This is a genomic window from Actinoplanes sp. NPDC026619 (assembly GCF_040638295.1).
GTDB lineage: Bacteria > Actinomycetota > Actinomycetes > Mycobacteriales > Micromonosporaceae > Actinoplanes.
Map to the genome: position 1 here is coordinate 109,797 of NZ_JBEZYA010000001.1, position 17,840 is coordinate 127,636.

At 70.8% G+C, this 17,840-nt stretch carries 20 protein-coding genes and 1 pseudogene; 10 read left to right on the top strand and 11 right to left on the bottom strand.

The genetic code is table 11. From position 1 onward, the window contains the following. Positions 1-2: 2 nt before the first annotated feature. A complete protein-coding gene (locus tag AB0E90_RS00575; RefSeq protein WP_360397426.1) occupies positions 3-1,253 on the top strand; it encodes a PHB depolymerase family esterase in 1,251 nt (416 codons plus the stop codon). A 70-nt stretch (positions 1,254-1,323) separates the two neighbouring features. Next, positions 1,324-2,280 (top strand): pectate lyase, encoded by a 957-nt coding sequence (locus AB0E90_RS00580; protein ID WP_360397428.1) that lies wholly within the window; start codon positions 1,324-1,326, stop codon positions 2,278-2,280. Positions 2,281-2,314: 34 nt separating this feature from the next. On the opposite strand, the gene AB0E90_RS00585 is transcribed toward AB0E90_RS00580, so the two are convergent. After that, complete coding sequence (locus tag AB0E90_RS00585) at positions 2,315-3,103, bottom strand: alpha/beta fold hydrolase (RefSeq protein WP_360397430.1); 789 nt, start codon at positions 3,101-3,103, stop codon at positions 2,315-2,317. 162 nt (positions 3,104-3,265) lie between these two features. Here AB0E90_RS00585 and AB0E90_RS00590 point away from each other — a divergent pair, with 162 nt between their 5' ends. From AB0E90_RS00590 to AB0E90_RS00605, 4 genes and pseudogenes are all read left to right on the top strand, one after another. Continuing rightward, positions 3,266-4,060: an alpha/beta hydrolase gene (locus tag AB0E90_RS00590; RefSeq protein ID WP_360397432.1), complete on the top strand. Its 795-nt coding sequence runs from the start codon at positions 3,266-3,268 to the stop codon at positions 4,058-4,060. Beyond that, positions 4,057-4,827 carry an SDR family oxidoreductase gene (locus AB0E90_RS00595; protein ID WP_360397434.1) on the top strand — a complete coding sequence of 257 codons (771 nt, stop codon included), beginning with the start codon at positions 4,057-4,059 and terminating at the stop codon, positions 4,825-4,827. The genes AB0E90_RS00590 and AB0E90_RS00595 overlap by 4 nt, the downstream gene beginning before the upstream one ends. Before the next feature lie 19 nt (positions 4,828-4,846). Continuing rightward, positions 4,847-5,026 (top strand): annotated as a pseudogene (locus AB0E90_RS00600) (hypothetical protein); the annotation flags it as partial. A gap of 87 nt (positions 5,027-5,113) precedes the next feature. Then, a complete protein-coding gene (locus tag AB0E90_RS00605; protein ID WP_360397436.1) occupies positions 5,114-5,854 on the top strand; it encodes an alpha/beta hydrolase-fold protein in 741 nt (246 codons plus the stop codon). A gap of 4 nt (positions 5,855-5,858) precedes the next feature. Here the strand turns inward: AB0E90_RS00605 and AB0E90_RS00610 are convergent, their stop codons facing one another. Next, the gene (locus tag AB0E90_RS00610) at positions 5,859-6,944 is read right to left on the bottom strand and encodes a glycoside hydrolase family 3 C-terminal domain-containing protein (RefSeq protein ID WP_360397439.1); all 1,086 of its coding nucleotides are present in this window, start codon (positions 6,942-6,944) and stop codon (positions 5,859-5,861) included. Beyond that, positions 6,908-7,825 carry a glycoside hydrolase family 3 N-terminal domain-containing protein gene (locus AB0E90_RS00615; RefSeq protein WP_360397441.1) on the bottom strand — a complete coding sequence of 306 codons (918 nt, stop codon included), beginning with the start codon at positions 7,823-7,825 and terminating at the stop codon, positions 6,908-6,910. The genes AB0E90_RS00610 and AB0E90_RS00615 overlap by 37 nt, the downstream gene beginning before the upstream one ends. Positions 7,826-7,967: 142 nt before the next feature. On the opposite strand from AB0E90_RS00615, the gene AB0E90_RS00620 reads away from it, so the two are divergent. Next, the gene (locus AB0E90_RS00620; RefSeq protein WP_360397443.1) at positions 7,968-8,510 is read left to right on the top strand and encodes a DUF4352 domain-containing protein; all 543 of its coding nucleotides are present in this window, start codon (positions 7,968-7,970) and stop codon (positions 8,508-8,510) included. Positions 8,511-8,782: 272 nt separating this feature from the next. Here AB0E90_RS00620 and AB0E90_RS00625 read toward each other — a convergent pair whose 3' ends face one another. From AB0E90_RS00625 to AB0E90_RS00640, 4 genes are all read right to left on the bottom strand, one after another. Next, the gene (locus tag AB0E90_RS00625) at positions 8,783-9,169 is read right to left on the bottom strand and encodes a hypothetical protein (RefSeq protein ID WP_360397445.1); all 387 of its coding nucleotides are present in this window, start codon (positions 9,167-9,169) and stop codon (positions 8,783-8,785) included. A gap of 18 nt (positions 9,170-9,187) precedes the next feature. Beyond that, entirely contained in the window at positions 9,188-9,778 is a 591-nt protein-coding gene (locus AB0E90_RS00630) for a polysaccharide deacetylase family protein (RefSeq protein ID WP_360397447.1), read from the bottom strand. A 463-nt stretch (positions 9,779-10,241) separates the two neighbouring features. Next, complete coding sequence (locus AB0E90_RS00635) at positions 10,242-10,589, bottom strand: hypothetical protein (protein ID WP_360397449.1); 348 nt, start codon at positions 10,587-10,589, stop codon at positions 10,242-10,244. A 1-nt stretch (position 10,590) separates the two neighbouring features. Next, complete coding sequence (locus AB0E90_RS00640; RefSeq protein ID WP_360397451.1) at positions 10,591-11,163, bottom strand: hypothetical protein; 573 nt, start codon at positions 11,161-11,163, stop codon at positions 10,591-10,593. A 103-nt stretch (positions 11,164-11,266) separates the two neighbouring features. On the opposite strand from AB0E90_RS00640, the gene AB0E90_RS00645 reads away from it, so the two are divergent. The 3 genes from AB0E90_RS00645 to AB0E90_RS00655 all read left to right on the top strand — a co-directional run bounded on the left by AB0E90_RS00645 (position 11,267) and on the right by AB0E90_RS00655 (position 13,605). After that, positions 11,267-11,851, top strand: a complete 585-nt coding sequence (locus AB0E90_RS00645; RefSeq protein ID WP_360397453.1) for a TetR/AcrR family transcriptional regulator — start codon at positions 11,267-11,269, stop codon at positions 11,849-11,851. A 53-nt stretch (positions 11,852-11,904) separates the two neighbouring features. After that, complete coding sequence (locus tag AB0E90_RS00650) at positions 11,905-12,564, top strand: hypothetical protein (RefSeq protein WP_360397455.1); 660 nt, start codon at positions 11,905-11,907, stop codon at positions 12,562-12,564. Positions 12,565-12,630: 66 nt separating this feature from the next. Then, positions 12,631-13,605: a serine/threonine protein phosphatase gene (locus tag AB0E90_RS00655; RefSeq protein ID WP_360397457.1), complete on the top strand. Its 975-nt coding sequence runs from the start codon at positions 12,631-12,633 to the stop codon at positions 13,603-13,605. Here AB0E90_RS00655 and AB0E90_RS00660 read toward each other — a convergent pair. From AB0E90_RS00660 to AB0E90_RS00675, 4 genes are all read right to left on the bottom strand, one after another. Beyond that, a complete protein-coding gene (locus AB0E90_RS00660; RefSeq protein ID WP_360397459.1) occupies positions 13,589-14,401 on the bottom strand; it encodes an SDR family NAD(P)-dependent oxidoreductase in 813 nt (270 codons plus the stop codon). The two genes, AB0E90_RS00655 and AB0E90_RS00660, sit on opposite strands and share 17 nt — an antisense overlap. A gap of 10 nt (positions 14,402-14,411) precedes the next feature. After that, complete coding sequence (locus AB0E90_RS00665; RefSeq protein WP_360397461.1) at positions 14,412-15,041, bottom strand: TetR/AcrR family transcriptional regulator; 630 nt, start codon at positions 15,039-15,041, stop codon at positions 14,412-14,414. Positions 15,042-15,204: 163 nt separating this feature from the next. Then, positions 15,205-17,094 (bottom strand): FAD-dependent oxidoreductase, encoded by a 1,890-nt coding sequence (locus tag AB0E90_RS00670; RefSeq protein WP_360397462.1) that lies wholly within the window; start codon positions 17,092-17,094, stop codon positions 15,205-15,207. Beyond that, positions 17,094-17,840 (bottom strand): ABC transporter ATP-binding protein, encoded by a 747-nt coding sequence (locus AB0E90_RS00675; protein ID WP_360397464.1) that lies wholly within the window; start codon positions 17,838-17,840, stop codon positions 17,094-17,096. The genes AB0E90_RS00670 and AB0E90_RS00675 overlap by 1 nt, the downstream gene beginning before the upstream one ends.

The window sequence follows — 17,840 nt, forward strand, 5'->3', positions numbered from 1 at the left end:
CTATGACCTCGCCTCTCAGCCGTCGTTCCGTCCTGGCCGGCGGCGCCGGCTTGCTCTTGCCTGCCGCCGCCGGCTTGACGTTGCCGGCCGCCGCCCAGGCAGCCGGCGCCACGCCCGCCGCCGGCCGCTCGTCCGCCGCCGTGCATTTCGTCCTCAACGCCGTGACTCTCGACGGCGGTGAACAGGTCACGGCGGTCACGCTCGACCTGGGCCGGCTCGGGCCGATCGACCCGGCGAGCCTGACCACCGGCACCTTCCGCGTGCACGCCAAAGCCACCAGCCCGATCCCGATCGCCCCGGGCGACCAGATCTTCAGCGAGTACGACCTCGACCGCCCGGTGACCGCCGCCCGGCTCGACCACCACGGCAACATCGTCCTCGAGCTCAGTTACGCCGAGGGCCAGGCCGGCGGCGGAACCCTCGGCTACATCGCGAGCAAGGGCCGCAACGTGCGGCTCGACCTCGTCTACACGATCACGCAGAACACGCCGCTCGCCCGGCGGCACGGTGGCCCGGTCACGATCTCCCGCTTCGCGCAGGGCCGGCTGGTCAACCCGGAGGTGGACGCGTTCGGCTACCACACCTCGGGTTCGGGCATGAAGTACCGGCTCTACTCCCCTGCGCATGCCGCCAGGAAGCCGCTGATCGTCTGGCTGCACGGCGGCGGCGAGGGCGCGTCCCTGCCGGACAACTACTACGACAACGAGACCACGCTGCGGGCCAACCGCGGCGCCCTCGGGTTCGCCACCCGCGAGGCCCAGCGGATCTTCGGCGGCGCCCACGTCGTCGCCCCGCAGAGCACCTCGTACTGGCTGGAGGACGGCCCGCGCTTCGCCCCGCTGATCCGCGAGATCATCCGCGACGTCAGCCGCCGGCACGACGTCGACCGGCAGCGCATCTACGTCGTGGGGTGCAGCAACGGCGGCTACATGAGCCTGGAGATGACCACGGTCTACCGCGACCTGTTCGCCGCGTCGGTGCCGATCTGCGGCGTGGTCGCACCCGCCGTGATTCCCGACGCCGAACTGGCCCGGATCACGACCCCGACGTGGCTGGTCGCCTCCCGCGACGACGACACGGTCGACCCGATCGCGAACTCGGTCCACGCCCACGACCTGATCCCCCGCTCCAAGATCACGCTCTACGACCACGTGATCCGGAACGGCTACCAGTTCCCCGGCCACTGGTCGTGGATCTACGTGGCCCGCAACGACGCGCACTACTGGGAGTGGATGGCGCGCCAACGAAATTGACGTTTTTCGTTATCTCCCGCCGGGCGGTCGCACTACTAGGTGCTCCTACCCGTCCTCCAGGGAGATCCCCATGAAACGAAAAGCAGTCACCATCACTGCCGTCGCGGCGACCGTCCTCGCCGCCGGCACCGTGTTCGCCCTCGGGCAGCTCGACGCGTCCGCCGCCGAGTCCAGCCCGGTCGGTTTCGCCAGCATGAACGGCGGCACCACCGGCGGCTCGAGCGGCACCGTCGTGACCGTGAGCACCGCGGCCGCGCTCAAGACCGCGCTGGCCGCCAGCACCTCGCAGACCGTCAAGATCTCCGGGATGATCACGATCTCCGGGATGTATTCGGTCGCCTCCAACAAGACGATCCTCGGCTCCGGCGCGAGCTCCGGCGTCACCGGCGGCGGCTTCAACCTCTCCGGCGTCAAGAACGTGATCATCCGGAACCTGGTGTTCAAGAACGCCGGCGACGACTCGATCAACGTGCAGTCCAGCACCACCAACGTGTGGATCGACCACAACGACCTGTCCAACGGTTACGACGGACTGATCGACATCAAGCGCGGCTCGGACTTCGTCACCGTCTCCTGGAACCACCTGCACGACCACGACAAGTCGATGCTGCTCGGGCACTCCGACGACAACGGCGCCGAGGACCTCGGGCACCTGCGCGTCACCTACGTGCACAACTGGTTCGACGGCACCAACCAGCGCCACCCCCGGGTGCGTTTCGCCAACCCGGTCCACGTGCTCAACAACTACTACAGCAACGTCGGCTCGTACGGCGTCGGCTCGGCCATGAACGCGGGCGTCTACGTCGAACGCAACTACTTCGAGAACGTGGCCAAGCCGACCATCACCACCGTCGCCGAGTCCGACCCCGGCAACATCAAGATCCTCAACAACTACAAGGTCAATTCGGGTACGGAGCAGGTACGCAACCCCGGCAGCGTGGCCGCGATCCCCTACTCCTACACCCCGGAGGCCAACAGCACCGTGAAGGCCACCGTGATGGCCGGGGCGGGCACCGGCAAGATCTGACCCGTGGGGCCGGCGGTTCGCCGCCGGCCCACCGTCACAGCCCCTGCTTGCGCAGCCACTCCAGGGAGGTCTCGGCGACCTCGCGCCAGCCGCCGTCGATGGTCAGCGAGTGGCCACGGTCCGGGAACTCGATCAGGTCGGTGACCGCGCTCGAGTGCCGGTACTGCTTCTGGGTGGCCTTGGTGATCACCTCGGGGACGGTGTGGTCCTTGCCGCCGGCGATCAGCAGCAGCGGGCCGCGATCCTCGTTGTCCGTCGCGACCTTGGCCGGCGAGTGCAGCGCGAAGTTGGCCGCCGCCGCCTCGAACAGCGGCTTGCCCGGCGACGGGATCGTCCACTGCTCCCAGAGCGCGTCCGACTCCTCGGGGGCGAGGGTGTTGCCGAAGCTGTAGCGGAACTCCTCGGCGGTCAGCGACACCGCCCGGTGGATGTTGGCCGGGTTCTTGAAGACCGGCAGCGTCGAGTGCAGCGCCGACAGTGGCAGCGGCAGCACGCCCTTGATCTGCGCGGCGTCGATCGCGACCGCCGCCGCGGCCTTCCCGAGCCCGAGGATCTTCTCGGCGAACATGCCGCCGAACGAGTGCCCGATCAGGATCGGCGGCTCGTCGAGGTCCTCGAGGTTGGCGAGGAGGTGGTTGGTCACGTCGTCGATGCCGTGGTTGGCGGCCGATTCCGGGGTGGCCCGGGCCTCCGCGACGGTGCCGGGCGTGCCGGGCCATTCCGGCGCGATCGTGGCGTAGCCGGCCTCGGCGAAGAACTCCTGCCACGGCTGCCATGAGGTCGAGTGCAGCCAGAGGCCATGGATGAAGACGATGGTCGGCATGTCGGTGCTCCGTCTCTGTGTTTCGTCGTACCGATCCTCCGCGCGGCGGCCGCCGCCGTTCTACGGTCAGATGACTTAACCCGGCCCGGGCGCACCACGCGCAGTCGTCTGACTGAAGCCATCACATCGTCCCCGCTCCTAGCGTTCGGTGTCATGAGACCCATGCGCAGAAGAATCCTGGCCGCCCTGTCGGTGGCCGCCCTGACTCTGGCCGGAGGCACCGCCGCGCACGCCGCCACGCACGGCGTCGCCAAGCCCACCGTCGTCCTGGTGCACGGCGCCTGGGCGGACAGCTCCAGCTGGGACGGTGTCGTCGAGCGGCTGCTGCACGACGGCTACCCGGTCGGCGTCTTCGCCACCCCGCTGCGCAGCCTCAGCGGAGACAGCGCCGCCCTGCGCGACTACCTCGCCGCGGTCAGCGGGCCGATCGTGCTGGTCGGCCACTCGTACGGCGGTGCGGTCATCACCAACGCGGCCACCGGCAACACCGCGGTCCAGGCGCTCGTCTACGTCGACGCGTTCGCCCCGGCCGCCGGCGTGCCGGTCATCGCGCTGCCCGGCCCCGACTCGGCGCTCACCGACCCGGCCATCCTCCAGTTCGTGCCGGCCGGCGCGCCGACCCCGACGACCGACCTCTACATCGACAAGGCCCTGTTCCCGGCCGTGTTCGCCAACGACCTGCCGGCTTCGAAAGGCCGCATCCTGGCCGTCACCCAGCGGCCGGTCACCTACGGCGCGCTGACCGAGCCCTCCGGCCCGCCCGCCTGGCAGAGCATCCCGTCCTGGTACGAGGTCGGCACCAAGGACAAGGTCATCCCGGCGGCGGTGCAGAAGCAGATGGCCACCGCGATCGGCGCGCACGTACGCTCGGCGGCAACCGGTCACCTGCCGATGGTGTCGCACCCGGCCGACGTGACCGCGACCATCGAGTCCGCGGCGAAGGGAACGACCAAGTGAATCTCGGACTGGCGGGCAAACGGGTCCTGGTGACCGGCGCGGGCCGCGGCATCGGCATGGCGATCGTGCAAGGCTTCGTGGCCGAGGGCGCGTCGGTGGTGGCCGGCTCCCGCACCATCACCCCCGAGCTGGAGAAGCTGGACGGGGTGACCGCCGTCGCGGTCGACCTGTCCGACCCGGAGGGCCCGGCCCAACTGGTGGCCGCGGCCGGCGACCGCATCGACGTGCTGGTCAACAACGTCGGCATCGCGCCGCCCCGGCCGCAGGGTTTCCTCGAGGTCACCGACGAGATGTGGGCCACCACCTGGAACCTCAACCTGATGTCCGCGGTCCGCACCACCCGGGCCGTGCTGCCGGTCATGCTGGCCGCCGGCGGTGGCGCGATCGTCAACACCGGTTCGGTCAACTCCCACCTGCCCGACCCGCTGGTCGTCGACTACTCGGCGGCGAAGGCGGCCCTGGCCAGCCTGGCCAAGTCACTGTCGAAAGAGTTCGGCCCGCGCGGCATCCGGGTCAACTCGGTCGCCCCCGGCCCGGTCGCGACCGACCTCTGGCTCGGTGACAAGGGCGTCGCCGCCACGGTGAGCGCGGCCACCGGCCTCGCCGCCGCCGACGTCGAGGCGGGCGCGAAGGCGGCCATGGTGACCGGCCGGTTCACCCGGCCCGACGAGGTCGCCGACCTGATCCTGCTGCTGGCCAGCGACCGCATCGGCAACGTCACCGGCGCCGACTACACGATCGACGGAGGCATGACCACGACCCTGTGAGGCCCCTAGACTCGGGCGTATGCGCAAAGGCCGGTCGATCCTGTCGTACAAGTCCGAGGACTCGGTGCTCAGCATCTATTCGAAGGGGTCGGTGCTGTCGATCGGCTCCACCGGGTCGGCCCTGTCGATCGGGTCGGTCGGCTCCTACGGGTCGATCGCCTCGATCGGCTCGTTCCTGAGCATCGGCTCGATCCTGTCGGGCGTCTCCATCCTCTCGGTCATGGCCTGGCGTTCCCGCCGCGGCATCCTCGCCGCCGGCGCCAACGTCGACCGGTGCGACTGAGCGGTGCGCCATTACTCCGTACAACTGAAGGCGCCGAACGGCGCGGAAGCGAACCTCACCGCCTTCGGGCACTGGGGTCGCCCGGTCCTGGTCTTCCCGACCGAGAAGGGCGGGGCGTGGGAGTGGGCCGACAACGGCATGATCACCGAGGCGGCGCCGCTGATCGACGCCGGCCGGGTCAAGCTCTACTGCGTCGACTCGTTCGACGCGGGCACCTGGTCCGACCAGGGCCTGCCACTCGAGGAACGGGCCCGGCGGCACGGCGATTACGAGCGGTGGGTGCTCGACGCGGTGGTGCCGCACATCCGCGCGGACAGCGGCGGCGACACCGAGATCGTGACCGCCGGGTGCTCGCTGGGGGCGTTCCACGCGCTGAACTTCGCGTTCCGGCGGGCCGACCTGTTCCCGCTCGCGCTGTGCTTCTCCGGCAACTACGACCCGGGCACCTGGCGGGCCTGGGGTGAGCGCGGCGACGCGGTCTATTTCAACAGCCCGGTGGACTACGTCGCCAACCTGCACGGCGACCACCTCGAGTGGCTGCGCAAACAGCTGAGCCTGCTGCTGGTCTGCGGCCAGGGCCAGTGGGAGGACACCACCGGCGCCCTGGAGGGGACGAAGCGGATGGCGGAGGTCCTGGCCGCCAAGGACATCCGCCACGAGCTGGACCTGTGGGGCCACGACGTGCCACACGACTGGCCGTCCTGGCGCGCCCAACTCGCCCACCACCTCCACCGGTTCAGCTAGCTGATTACTCACGCACTTCGAACGTGCCGCCGAGTGAAGCCGCCGAGCTGCCGCCCACCCAGACGTCGAAGGTCGAGGCGTCGAGCACCCAGTCGCGCACGCCCGCGTTCCAGTAGGTGCGGTGCTCCGGACCGACAGTGAACGTGACCTTCTGGGTTGCGCGCGGCGGCACGGTCACCCGTTCAAAACCCTTCAGCTCCCGTACGGGCCGGGACGCGGTGCCGTGGCGCTGGTGCAGGTAGAGCTGCACGACCTCGTCGGCCTCGCGGTCGGAGTCGTTGGTGACCTCCACACTCACGGTCACGCCGCCACCCTGCTCGGCGATGATCAGGTCGCGGTAGACGAACCGGCCGTAGCTCAGCCCGTGTCCGAAGGGGAACAGCGGCGTGCTCTCCTCGTCCCAGTAACGGCGGCCCTGGTTGTCCGGCTCGTGCGAGATGGTGTGCGAATAGATCATCGGGACCTGCCCGACGGTGCGGGGCCAGGTGAAGGGCAGTTTGCCGCCCGGTGAGACGACCCCGAAGAGCAGGTCGGCGACGGCGTGGCCGCCCTGGGTGCCCGGGTACCAGATGTCCAGGATCGCCGGCACGTGCTCGGCGGCCCAGCGCAGGTCGAGCGGCCGCCCGTTCATCACGAGCAGGACGGTCGGGGTGCCGGTCGCCACCACGGCCTTGATCAGCTCGAGTTGGCGGCCGGGCAGTTCCAGCGACGACCGGGACGCGGCCTCGCCGATCATGTTCTGCCACTCACCGACGACGACCACCGCAACGTCGGCTGTCTCTGCTTTGTGGATGGCGTCGGCGAACGAGGCGTCGGCGTCGAAGCCCTCGGGGTCGGCCGGCGCGTTGCCGCCGAACATGTCGAACATCGACGGGAAGGCCCGCTGCCCGACCGGGATGCCCGGGGCGTAGCTGACCCGGTCGCCGGCCACCGCGCGGATGCCGTCGAGCACCGTCACGGTCTCGGCCAGGTCGAAGTCGAACACCCAGGGTCCGAGGGTGTCGCGCGGTGAATCGGCGAGCGGTCCGATCACCGCGATCGAGCTGTGCGGGCTCAGCGGAAGCAGGTCGCCCTCGTTGCGCAGCAGCACGGCCGAGCGCCGACCCCGGCGGTCACGGCCCGTGCGCCGGCTTCCGGCAGATCACGAGCAAAACCATGGGTCACCAGATTGCGTACGGCGTTGGCGTCGCTCACCACGAAGCCGTCGAAGCCCCACGTGTCCCGCAGCACCTCGGTGAACAGCCAGTGGCTGGCCGAGGCGGGGGTGCCGTTGAGGTCCATGTAGGCGGTCATGATGTTGCCGGCGCCGGCCTCGACGGCCGCCTTGAACGGTGGGAAGTAGACGTTCCGCAACTCGTAGTCGGAGAGGTTGGCCTCGTCGTAGTCACGGCCGCCGAGGGCCGCGCCGTACCCCCCGAAGTGCTTGGGCCCGGCGATGACGCCGCCCTCACCCTGGAATCCGCGCACCTGCGCGGCCGCGACGGCGGCGCCCAGGAACGGGTCCTCCCCCGCCCCCTCGACGATGCGGCCCCACCGCGGGTCGCGGGCGATGTCGACCATCGGCGCGAACGCCCAGTGGATGCCGACCGCGCGGGCCTCACGGGCGGCGACGGCCTGGCCCCGCTCGATCGTCGCCGGGTCCCACGACGCGGCCATCGCGATCGGCACCGGGAAGATCGTGCGCAGCCCGTGGATGACGTCGAACCCGAACAGCAGCGGGATGTCACCACCCTCGAGCGCCAGCCGCTGCAGCCGGTTGATCTCGGCCGGATCGGTCACGAACAGCAGCGACCCGGCTTCCCCGGCGGCCAGCGCCGCCTCCACCGCCCGGGGCTGCTGCGCCACGTCGAGCCCGAGGGCCGGCTCGGCTTCCGCCCCGGCCGGCAGCCGAAAGTAGAAGTACTGCGTCAGTTGGCCGGCCTTTTCCGCCGGCGACATGCCCTTGAGCAGTTCCTCGACCCGCGCGTCCATCCGACGCCTCCTCCACTTAAACGTGTAAGCTCACGTTACACGCCGGCACCCGGTTTTGTCGGATCAGCTGAAATCGGTGGCCCCCGGTCGCCCGCTGACCGACAGTTGAAAGGCGATGTCCGACGACCGGGGAAGAGCGCCGTTGAAGCCGCTGCTCGCGGCCCTACTGGCGTGCGTCGCGATCGCCGTGCTGTTCGTGACCGGCATCGCGGCCCAGCGCTTCGGCAACCGCGAGCCGGCCGCCGCCGCGGTGACCGCTCCCGTCAAGGCCAGCCCGACCCATTCGCGCAGCCCCGGCATCGGCGACGCGGTGCGCGACGGCAAGTTCGAGTTCGTCGTCTCCGGCGTGGACTGCTCTCGCACCACAGTCGGCCTGGAACACCTGAAGCGCACCGCCAAAGGCAAGTACTGCATCGTCAGCCTGTCGGTTCGCAACATCGCCGACGGCTCGCAGTACTTCCTGGGCCACGCCCAGAAGGCCTACGACGCAGCCGGCACCGCTTACGGCAACGACGAGCTGGCCGGCGTCTACGCCAACCGCGACACCCAGACGTTCCTGCAGAAGCTGACCCGCGGCGAACGAACCAGCGGCAAGCTCGTCTTCGACGTCCCGGCGCAGGTCAAGCTGGTCCGCCTGAAACTGCACGACTCCCTGCTGTCCGGCGGCGTCGACGTCACCCTCTAAACACGTTCCACCGTCAAGGTCAGGTTCCCTTCTCCCCCGCGCACCGCGCGTAGGCCGTCCTCCGCTCGGAGGCTGGCGCGCCCGCTACGGGCGGGCCCGACCCCATTGCCCTCCCGGCCGCCGACAGGCTCGGGATCATCCACGCTGACCTCGGCGAACACCAGTCAGTTCCACAGTTTGCTCTGCGTACGTATACGCGCAGATCCGCACGTATACGTACGCAGAGCAAAGGAGACACGTGGGGGTTGCGCGAGAGTCGCGGCGCGTGCCCTCTAGTCGAGGAGCCAGCCCGCCACCGACTGGGCCGCCGGCGTCAGGGACACGCCCAGCAGGAGGGCGGTCACGGCCGTGCTGGTGAGCAGGGCGACCGTCAGGCGGCGGTTGCCCTGCGTGTAGCCGAGCAGGAAGAGCATCGCCGAGAGGAACAGGCCCAGGCCGGCCAGGACCGGGCCGAGCATCAGGATGCCGCCGACCGGCAGGAACCAGGCCGGAGCCGCGGCAGTCGAGTCGTCGACGACCGGCACTTGCCAGCCGGCGTGCGCGAGGGCGACGAAGCCGCACACGAGATAGAGCGCCGCGTAGCCGCCCTGGACGACCACCACCGTCCACCCCGGTGTGCGCGTCTGAGCAGGGGCACTGCTGCGCGTGATCGTCGTCATCGTTGGATGGTAGACCGCTCAGGGGAGGTAGTCCTGCAGCCGGGCGGGCGTCAGGCCGGCGTCGTGGACGGCCTTGAGCACGGCCAGGAAGTCGTCGACGAAGCGCGGGCGGAAGTGCATCAGGATGAGGTCGCCCGGCTGCACCGTGTGCCCTTCCTGGAAGAAGACCTTGCCGTGGTCGGTCGTCTCCTTCCAGAAGAACGCCGCCTTCATGCCGCAGTCGTGCACCACCCGCAGCGTGGTGGCGTCATGCGTGCCGCCCGGCGGGCGGAAGAGCACCGGGCGACGGCCGTAGTACGCGGCGAGCTGGTCGGCGCCGCCGCAGATCTCGTGCCGCTGGAAGGCGTACGACCGGCCCTTGAGGTTGGGGTGGCTGATCGTGTGGTCCTCGATCACGGCGCCGGCCTGCTGCAGCGGCGTGAAGTAGCCCGGGTCCGACTTGATCGCGTTGATCTCCAGGAACAGGGTGATCGGCACGTGCGCGGCCTGGAAGAGCTTCAGCGCGAGCGGGTCCTTCGACCACCCGTCGTCGATCGTGATGAACGCGATCTTCTGGGTGGTGGGAATCCGGCTGAACCACCCGGCCGTCCCGTCCGCCGGCAGTGTCACCGGCTCCGGCGCGGGCGGCGGCGGAAACCGCGGAACGCGCGGCCGGAGCGCCGCCGGCAAATCATCGCGCGCATCCGGCCCGGTAGAGGGCGACTGCGCCGGAGCGGACTCCCCGCGGCCGGCGGCAGCGCCCTGGCCACCTCCCGGCACGCGGTGGCTCCCGGCGCATCCGGCAACCACTGCCAGCACCGCCACCATGACCGCTGCTGTCCGGCTTGCTCTCATCGCGTACGTCCTCGCCGTCGGTGGATCTTGTTGCTTCAGACGGTTGAGGCGGAACGGATAGTTGCGCTTGCACAAGAACCTGACAGGAACCCTACAATTCGCCGCGGCATCGGCCGGCGATCAGGAGTTTTGCGGTGGTCTGGGTGGCTGCGGTGACCGGCACCTCGGGACGCGTCGGTGACGCCATCGCCCGTGCACTCCACGCCGCCGGCGAGGCTCTCCGGCAACTGCTGCACGGTCAGTGGCCGTAGGCCTCCAGCAGGCGCAGCCAGACCTCGCTGACGGTCGGGTACGCGGGAACGGCGTGCCACAGCCGGTCCAGCGGAACCTCGCCGGCAACCGCGATCGTGGCCGCGTGCAGCAGCTCCGCGACATCCGGGCCGGCGAACGTGACGCCGGCGACGGCGGCCAGGTCGTAGTCGACGACCCGGGTCCGCAGTCCGGCGGCGGCCGCGGCGGCCGCGGTCAGCCCGACCGAGGCGATCTCCGGGTCGGTGAAGACGACCTGCGGCACGGCCCGCTCGTCGGCGGTGGCCCCGACCGGCCCGGCACCGATGACGACCACGTCGTACGTGACGTTCCGCATGTCAGTTGCCCTCGGCCGAGGAGAGACGGGCCGCGCGGCCGAGCCGGATCGCCGAGATGAGGAAGAAGATGGCGCCGGGGATGGCGTAACCGATCGCGCTGGTCAGCATCGGGTCGTCCGCGGAGGCGGCGGCGATGAACGAGCCGCCGGCGAGCACCGAGATGCCGCCACTGATGATCATCGGCCACTGCCCGCCCATCTTGCGGCGGGTGACTGCCACGATCAGCTGGATCAGGCCGGCGACGACCGCCCAGGCGCCCCAGACGCGCAGGACCGCCGGGATGCCGGACGCGTCGGCGACGGCCAGGCCGGCCGCGGCGATCAGGCTGACCGCGATGTTCGCGTAGAGCAGGGCGGGCGTGCCGGTGCGGCGCGAGGCGCGGGCGTCGACGACGGCGGCGGCCACGTCGAACAGCGGGTAGACCACGAGCAGGACGGCGGCGAGCGGGCCGAGGTGGTCCGCGGTCGTGAACATCACGAGGGCCCAGACGATGGCGAACGCGAAGCGGACGAAATACAGCCGGCGCAGGGCGGAGGCCGTCGTCGAGATGCCGGGTGCGGCAACGGTGGTCATGGTGGCCCTCACTTCAGGAAGAACGAACGTTCTGTCTCGGCCAACGATGACGGTCCGGCCGCCGCCTGTCAAGACAGAACGTTCTATCTGCTATATTGGGCTCATGGCACGCGGCGAAACGTCCGAGGCGCGAATCCGGCTGCTCACCACGGCAGCCCAGATCTTCTACGCGGAGGGCATCCATGCCGTCGGCGTCGACCGCATCATCGCCGAGGCGAAGGTGACCCGAGCCACCTTCTACCGGCACTTCCCCGGCAAAGAGGATCTCGTCCTCGCCTATCTGCAGGCTGCCGACCAGGCGATTCGCGGCCAGGTCGACGCGGCGCTCGGGACCGGCATGCCGGCCCCCGACGCCCTGCGAGCCGTGGCGGCGTCGATCGCCCAGGGCATCCAGTCCCCCGGTTTCCGTGGATGCGCCTTCCTGAACGCCGTGGCGGAATACCCGGATCCGGCCCACCCCGTACACCAGGCTGTTCTTGCGCATCGGCAGTGGTTTCTCGAGACGGTCAACACGTTGCTGGCCGGCATTCAGGAGTCCGCGGCCGAGCCCGCCGCACGGCACTTCGTCATGCTCCGCGACGGCGCCATGGCGGCCGGCTGCCTCTTCGACCCGGCACTGATCTGCGAGACCTTCCTGCGCGGCGTCGACGGCCTCGTCGACAATCTCGCCGCCCGTCCGCTGCCCTGATTCAGGCGCCGGCGTGCCGCTGAGGGTCGATGCGTTGTGGCATCATCGCGGCGATGAGCGACTGGGAGCAGTTCTGCGCCGAGGTCACGTGGTTCCTCGAGGACGGGCAGACCGCCGTGACGGGTGCGCCGGCGCCCTGGACGCGGGCGCCGATCGCGGCCCTTCCCGAGCTGTCCGAGCTGCTCCGGTCGGCCACGCTGACCCCGGTCTCGGTCGCCGGCGAGGATTACGAGCTGCTGGCCTGGGGCCCGGCGGACGACCGGCGCGGCTGGCTCTGCCGCCCGCCCCGGGAGGCCGGCGACGACGCGGTCACCGACGCCCACCAGGCCTTCTGGCAGGTCTGCGGTGGCCTCATCGAGACGTTCGGCGCGCCGACGACCTGGTGGGAAAATCAGGATCAAGTGCTGACGATCGATGCCGTACGGCTGGAAGTCGCGAATTTCCTCATCGACTACGGGTGGATCTGGGCCAACGACGGCCTGGAGGTCCCGATCGACGCCGGCGACTACTACGCCGCGGCCGTGGAGGCCAACGGCAACCTGACCCTGGCCCACCGCAAGGACGGCCGGCTCCTGCTGTTCGCGCCGGACCACGCGTTCGACGGCGTGACGCCGCTGCCCGGCTGCCCGCCGTACTCGCTTCTCACCATCGACGCCGTCCCCGACCTCATAACGTGGATAGAGGTCTGCGCCGCAGCCTGGCGCGAGGCGTAGACGACCGCGATGCCGTCCACCGCGGAACGACAAGACTGGGCCGACCGGGTGGCCCGCCATTCAGCCGTGTCGGAGAGGCTGGCGGCACTCGACGACTCCGCCGTCATCGCGCTGCTCGATGAGACCGCGTCGCCCACCGTCGGCTTCGGCGGGACCACGTCGAGCATCGACGTCGGGGGCGTGCCGGTCTTCGTGAAGCGGGTGCCGCTGACCGACCGGGAACGGCAGCCGGACAACGTCGGATCCACCGCGAACCTGTTCGGACTTCCGCTGTTCTATCAGTACGGCATCGGGTCGGCCGGGTTCGGCGCCTGGCGCGAGGTCGCCGTGCACACCATGACCACCCGATGGGTGCTGGAGCAGCGCTTCGACGGCTTCCCCCTGCTCTACCACCGGCGCGTGCTGCCGCAGGCACCGCAACCGGCGGACCCGGACGAGCGGGAACGCTGGGTGGCGCACTGGGAGGGGAACGACGCGGTCCGGGCCCGGCTGGAGGCGATCAGCAGCGCGTCGGCCGCCGTGGTGCTGTTCATGGAGCACATTCCGCAGACGGTGGACGCCTGGCTGCGGGCGCAACCCGACGGGGAGGCGTACGAAATCGTGGATCGCGCCCTGCAGGAGGGGGTCGAGTTCATGCGCACGCAGGGTCTGCTGCATTTCGACGCGCACTTCCTCAACCTGCTGACCGATGGGCGCCGCCTCTACTTCGCGGACTTCGGCCTGGCCGTCCACACCGGCTTCGACCTCACCGCGGCCGAGTCCGCCTTCGTGCGCCGGCATCGCGACTACGACCGCGGTTACACGGCCACCCACCTGACCCAATGGCTGCTGAGCAACCTGCTCGACATCCCGTGGGCGGACAGCCTCGGGCACATCCGGGACCGCGGGCTCCCGCGGTCGGCGGCGCGCATCGTCGCCCGGCACCGGCCCGTCGCCACCGTCATCGGCGGCTTCTACCGCGAGCTGTTGACCGGCAGCAAACGCACGCCGTTCCCCGCCGACGACCTCGACCGGGCGCTCCGGGTCACCCGACGAGTGTGAGGCTGGCCGCTCGCAGGCGGGCCTGGGCGGACGGGTCGGCGGCCTGCGGGTTCGGCCGGGTCTCGCGCTGACGGTCGAAGAAGCGGCCGGTCACGCCGGTCAGGGCCGGGTCGAGCGCCAGCCGGCGGACCGCCTCCACGCCGGTGGACAGGTCGTCGACCTGGTGGCCGATCTCCTGGAGCACCATTTTGGTCGGCATGTAGGTGGCCGGGTGCAGGCTGTTCACCGTCACCTCGGCGGCGGGCAGGCGGGCGGCCAGCTCGAATCCCGACATGATCTGGGCGAGCTTGCTCTGCCCGTACGCCCTCGTGCCGTTGTAGTTTTTCGTCAGTTGCAGGTCGTCGAAGTCGAGCGGGGCCTGGCCGAGCGACGCCACGTAGACGATCCGGGCCGGCGCCGAGCCGCGCAGCAGTGGCAGCAGTTCCTCGGTGAGCAGGAAGCCGGCCAGGTAGTTCACCGCGAAGCGCAGCTCGTAACCGTCGGCGCTGGTGCGGCGCTCGCGCCCGTCCGGCTCGCCGGAACCGACCCCGGCGTTGCTCACGAACACGTCCAGGCGGCCGGTGGCCGCGCGCACGTCGGCGGCGAGCTTGCGCACCTGGGCGAGGTCGGCCAGATCGGCCAGCACGGTGGCCGGCTTGCCACCCAGCCCGCCCGTTCCGCCCAGCTCGGCCGCGAGCTCGTCGAGGCGCTGCTGGGAGCGGCCGTGCAGGATCAGATCGGCGCCGTCCGCGGCGAGGCGGTGCGCCAGCGCGCGGCCGAGGCCGTCGGTCGCGCCGGTGAGGAAGACAGTCGGCATACCTTCATTCCTAGCGCGCGGTGAGGTGGGCGACGACCAGGTCGCCGATCATCCGGCGCAGGTGGTCGCGCAGCCGCGGGTCGAGCAGGTCGCGGTCGAAGATGGCGCGGAACGTGTAGCGGTTGGCGCCGCGGAAGACACAAAAAGCCGAAATGACCATGTGTACGTCGAGAGCGTCCAGGTCATCACGGAAGACACCCGCCGCCCGGCCTCGCTCCATGATGCAGGTGAGCACCTCCAGCGCGGGGGCCGCGAAGGCCTCGCGCGACGCCGAGCGTTGCAGGTGCTCGGCGTAGTGGATGTTCTCGATCGAGACCAGCCGGACGAAGTCCTGGTGGGACTCGTGGTGGTCGAACGTCAGCTCGGCCAGTTTGCGGAGCGCGTCGACCGGTTCCAGGTGGTCGACGTCGAGCTGCTGCTCCAGCGAGCGGATGTGCCGGTACGCCTGCTCCAGCACGGCCAGGTAAAGGCCCTCCTTGCCGCCGAAGTAGTAGTAGATCATCCGCTTGGTGGTGCGGGTCTTGGCCGCGATGTCGTCGACCCGGGCGCCGGCGTACCCCTGATCGGCGAATTCGTGGGTGGCGACCGCCATGATCTCCGCCCGGGTCCGCTCGGGGTCCCGTACCCGTGGTGTATCCATGTGCAGCACCTTAAAGTGAACGAACCAGTTCGTACAAAAGGGGTGGCGACATGCCATTGCGACCGTCCGTCTCTCCGGCTCGCCGGCGGACAAGCTCGAGGCAGCCGCGGTAACGGCTTCGCCGACGACCCGGTCCGGATGGCCGCCCACCGCGCGCAGCGCCTCAAGGACTGACCGCCGCGCCCTGCCGGATCGCCTCGGCGGCCGACGTGGCGAATCCGGCCTCCCCCACCACGATCGCCGGCCGATCGCCGCCCGGATCGAACGGCCGCGGCTCGGTGCCCTGCGAGACGATCACCGGCCCGGTCACCGGGGTCCACTCCCGCAGACCCACATGGCCGATCAGCAGCCGGTCGTCCTCGATGGCCTCGAGCGTGACGCCGAGCCGGATCTCGACCGCCGGATTCTCGGTCAGCCGCCGCAGCATCAGACCCTTCTCCCGTGGTCCGGCCTCGGGCGCCGGCGACCGCTCCGCGCCGAGGAGCAGCACCCGCCGCCCGGCCGAGGCGGCCGCGTCGGCCACCGCCAGCCCGGCCCGGTCGGCGCCCCAGACGATGATCGTGTCCGCGTCACCGGACCTCGCCGGCCGGCCCAGCCAGGCACGCAGATCCACGACACGCGGCCGGTCGATGCCCGGAACCGGCGGGCGCCGCCCCGAACCGCCGACGGCCACGACGAGCAGATCCGGATCGTGCCGCGCCACCATTCCGGCGTCCGCCGGGGTGGACAGGCGCAGGTCGACGCCGAGGCGGGACATCTCGAGGCCGTACCAGTCGAGGAGGCGGCCGAACTCCGGCTTGCTCGCCAGCCCCGCGGCCAGCCGGAACTGACCGCCGATCGCGGCGGATCCCTCCAGCACGGTCACCGCATGGCCGGCGAGAGCGGCAGTGCGGGCCGCCTCCAGCCCGGCCACCCCGGCGCCCACGACAAGCACCCGCCGGGGCACCGACCGTTCGTCGCCCGAGTCTTCGTGACCGGTGCCCGGGTTGGTCACGCACCAGATCGGGAGCTGGGTGTGCAGCACGTCGATGCAGCCCTGGTTGCAGGCGATGCACGGGCGCGGCGCGCCTCCGGCCAGGACGGTGTTCGTCCAGGCCGGGTCGGCGTGCTGGGCCCGGCCGACGGCCACGAGATCAGCGGCGCCGGACCGCAGAATCTCCTCCGCGACCGAGGCGGTCGAGATCCGCCCGGCCACGCAGACCGGCTTGCCGAACTCGCGATAGCGGGCCGCGTACGGCGCGAGCACGCCGCGCTCCATCTCGCCCGGCTGGACGATCCACTCCCCGGCCTCGTAGCAGCCGGCCGAGATGTCCAGCGCGTCGACGAGGTCGAGCGGCATGCGTTTGGTCAGGTCGAGTGTCTCGCCGGCGCCGAGGCCGCCGGCCACTGCCTCGAACGCGGACAGCCGCAGGAACAGCGTCGTGGACGGAGCGGCCCGGCGGATCTCGCGAAGGACCTCGCCCAGGAACGCCACCGGGTCGGCGTAGCGGTCCCGGCGGTGGTTGGTGCGCGGCGACAGGAACTGATGGATCAGGTAGCCGTGGGCAGCGTGCAGTTCCAGCACGTCGACGCCGGACGCCGCGCACCGCCCGGCCGCCGCCCCGAACGCCCGGGCGAGCGACGCCACCTCGGCCGTCTCCAAGGGAATCGGCCGGTGGCCGCGGAACGGCACCGGCGAGGGCGCCACCGGCTGGAAGCCGGAGACGGCCGGGTCGGCGACCCGGCCGGCGTGGTTGAGCTCGACGCCGAGCAGCGCGCCGGCCCGATGCACCTCGCCGGCGAGGCGGCGCAGGCCGGGCACCACGTGGTCGGCGTGCGCGCCGAGCTGCCGCGCCCGCCCGCGCCCGTCGGCGCGCACATAGGTCGCCTCGGTGAAGACGAGCGCGGCCCCGCCGGCGGCGCGGGCCCGCAGGTAGGCGACGTACCGCTCGGTGACCCGCCCGTCGGGCGTGCCGTAGTTGCGCTCCATCGGCGGGCTGACCACCCGGTTGCGCAGTTCGTGCCGCCCGACCCGCAGCGGGGTGCCGAGCTGCGTAACGGGTCGGGGCAGCATCACAGGCCGAGGTAGATGCGCCGGACCTGCGGGTCGTGCCGCAGCTTCGCCGACGTGTCGCGCATCGCCACCGAGCCGTTCTCGACGACCAGGCAGCTGCTGGTCGCCTCGAACGTCAGCTTCGCGTTCTGCTCGACCAGCAGCAGGCTGAGCCCCTCGCCGCGGAGCCGCAGCAGCACCGCGAGGATGTCCTCGACCAGCTTCGGCGACAGGCCCATCGACGGCTCGTCGAGCAGCAACAGGCGGGGCTTGGACATCAGCGCGCGACCGATGGCGAGCATCTGCTGCTGCCCGCCGGAGAGCGCCCCGGCCAGCCGTTGCCGCATCTCGCCGAGCACCGGGAACAGCTCGTAGACCTCGGCGAGCGTCGCCCTGGTTTCCGCGTTCCACTTCCGCGCGTAGGCGCCGAGCAGCAGGTTCTTCTCCACCGGGAGCCCGGCGAAGACATGCCGGCCCTCGGGCACGTAGCCGATGCCGTGCCGCACCATGTCCCGCGCGCCGACCCGGCTCAGGTCGATGTCGCCGAAACGCAGCGTCGTGATCCGGCGCGGGATCAGCCCCATCACCGCCTTGAGGGTCGATGTCTTGCCGGCGCCGTTGGCCCCGATCACGCCGATCGCCTCACCGGCCGGCACGACGAAGCTGAGATCCCGGACGGCGCAGACGCCTCCGTAGTGGACGGTCAGCCCTTCGACCACGAGCTCCGCAGCCACCGCGGAGCCGCCGGCGCCTCCTTGAGCGGTCAC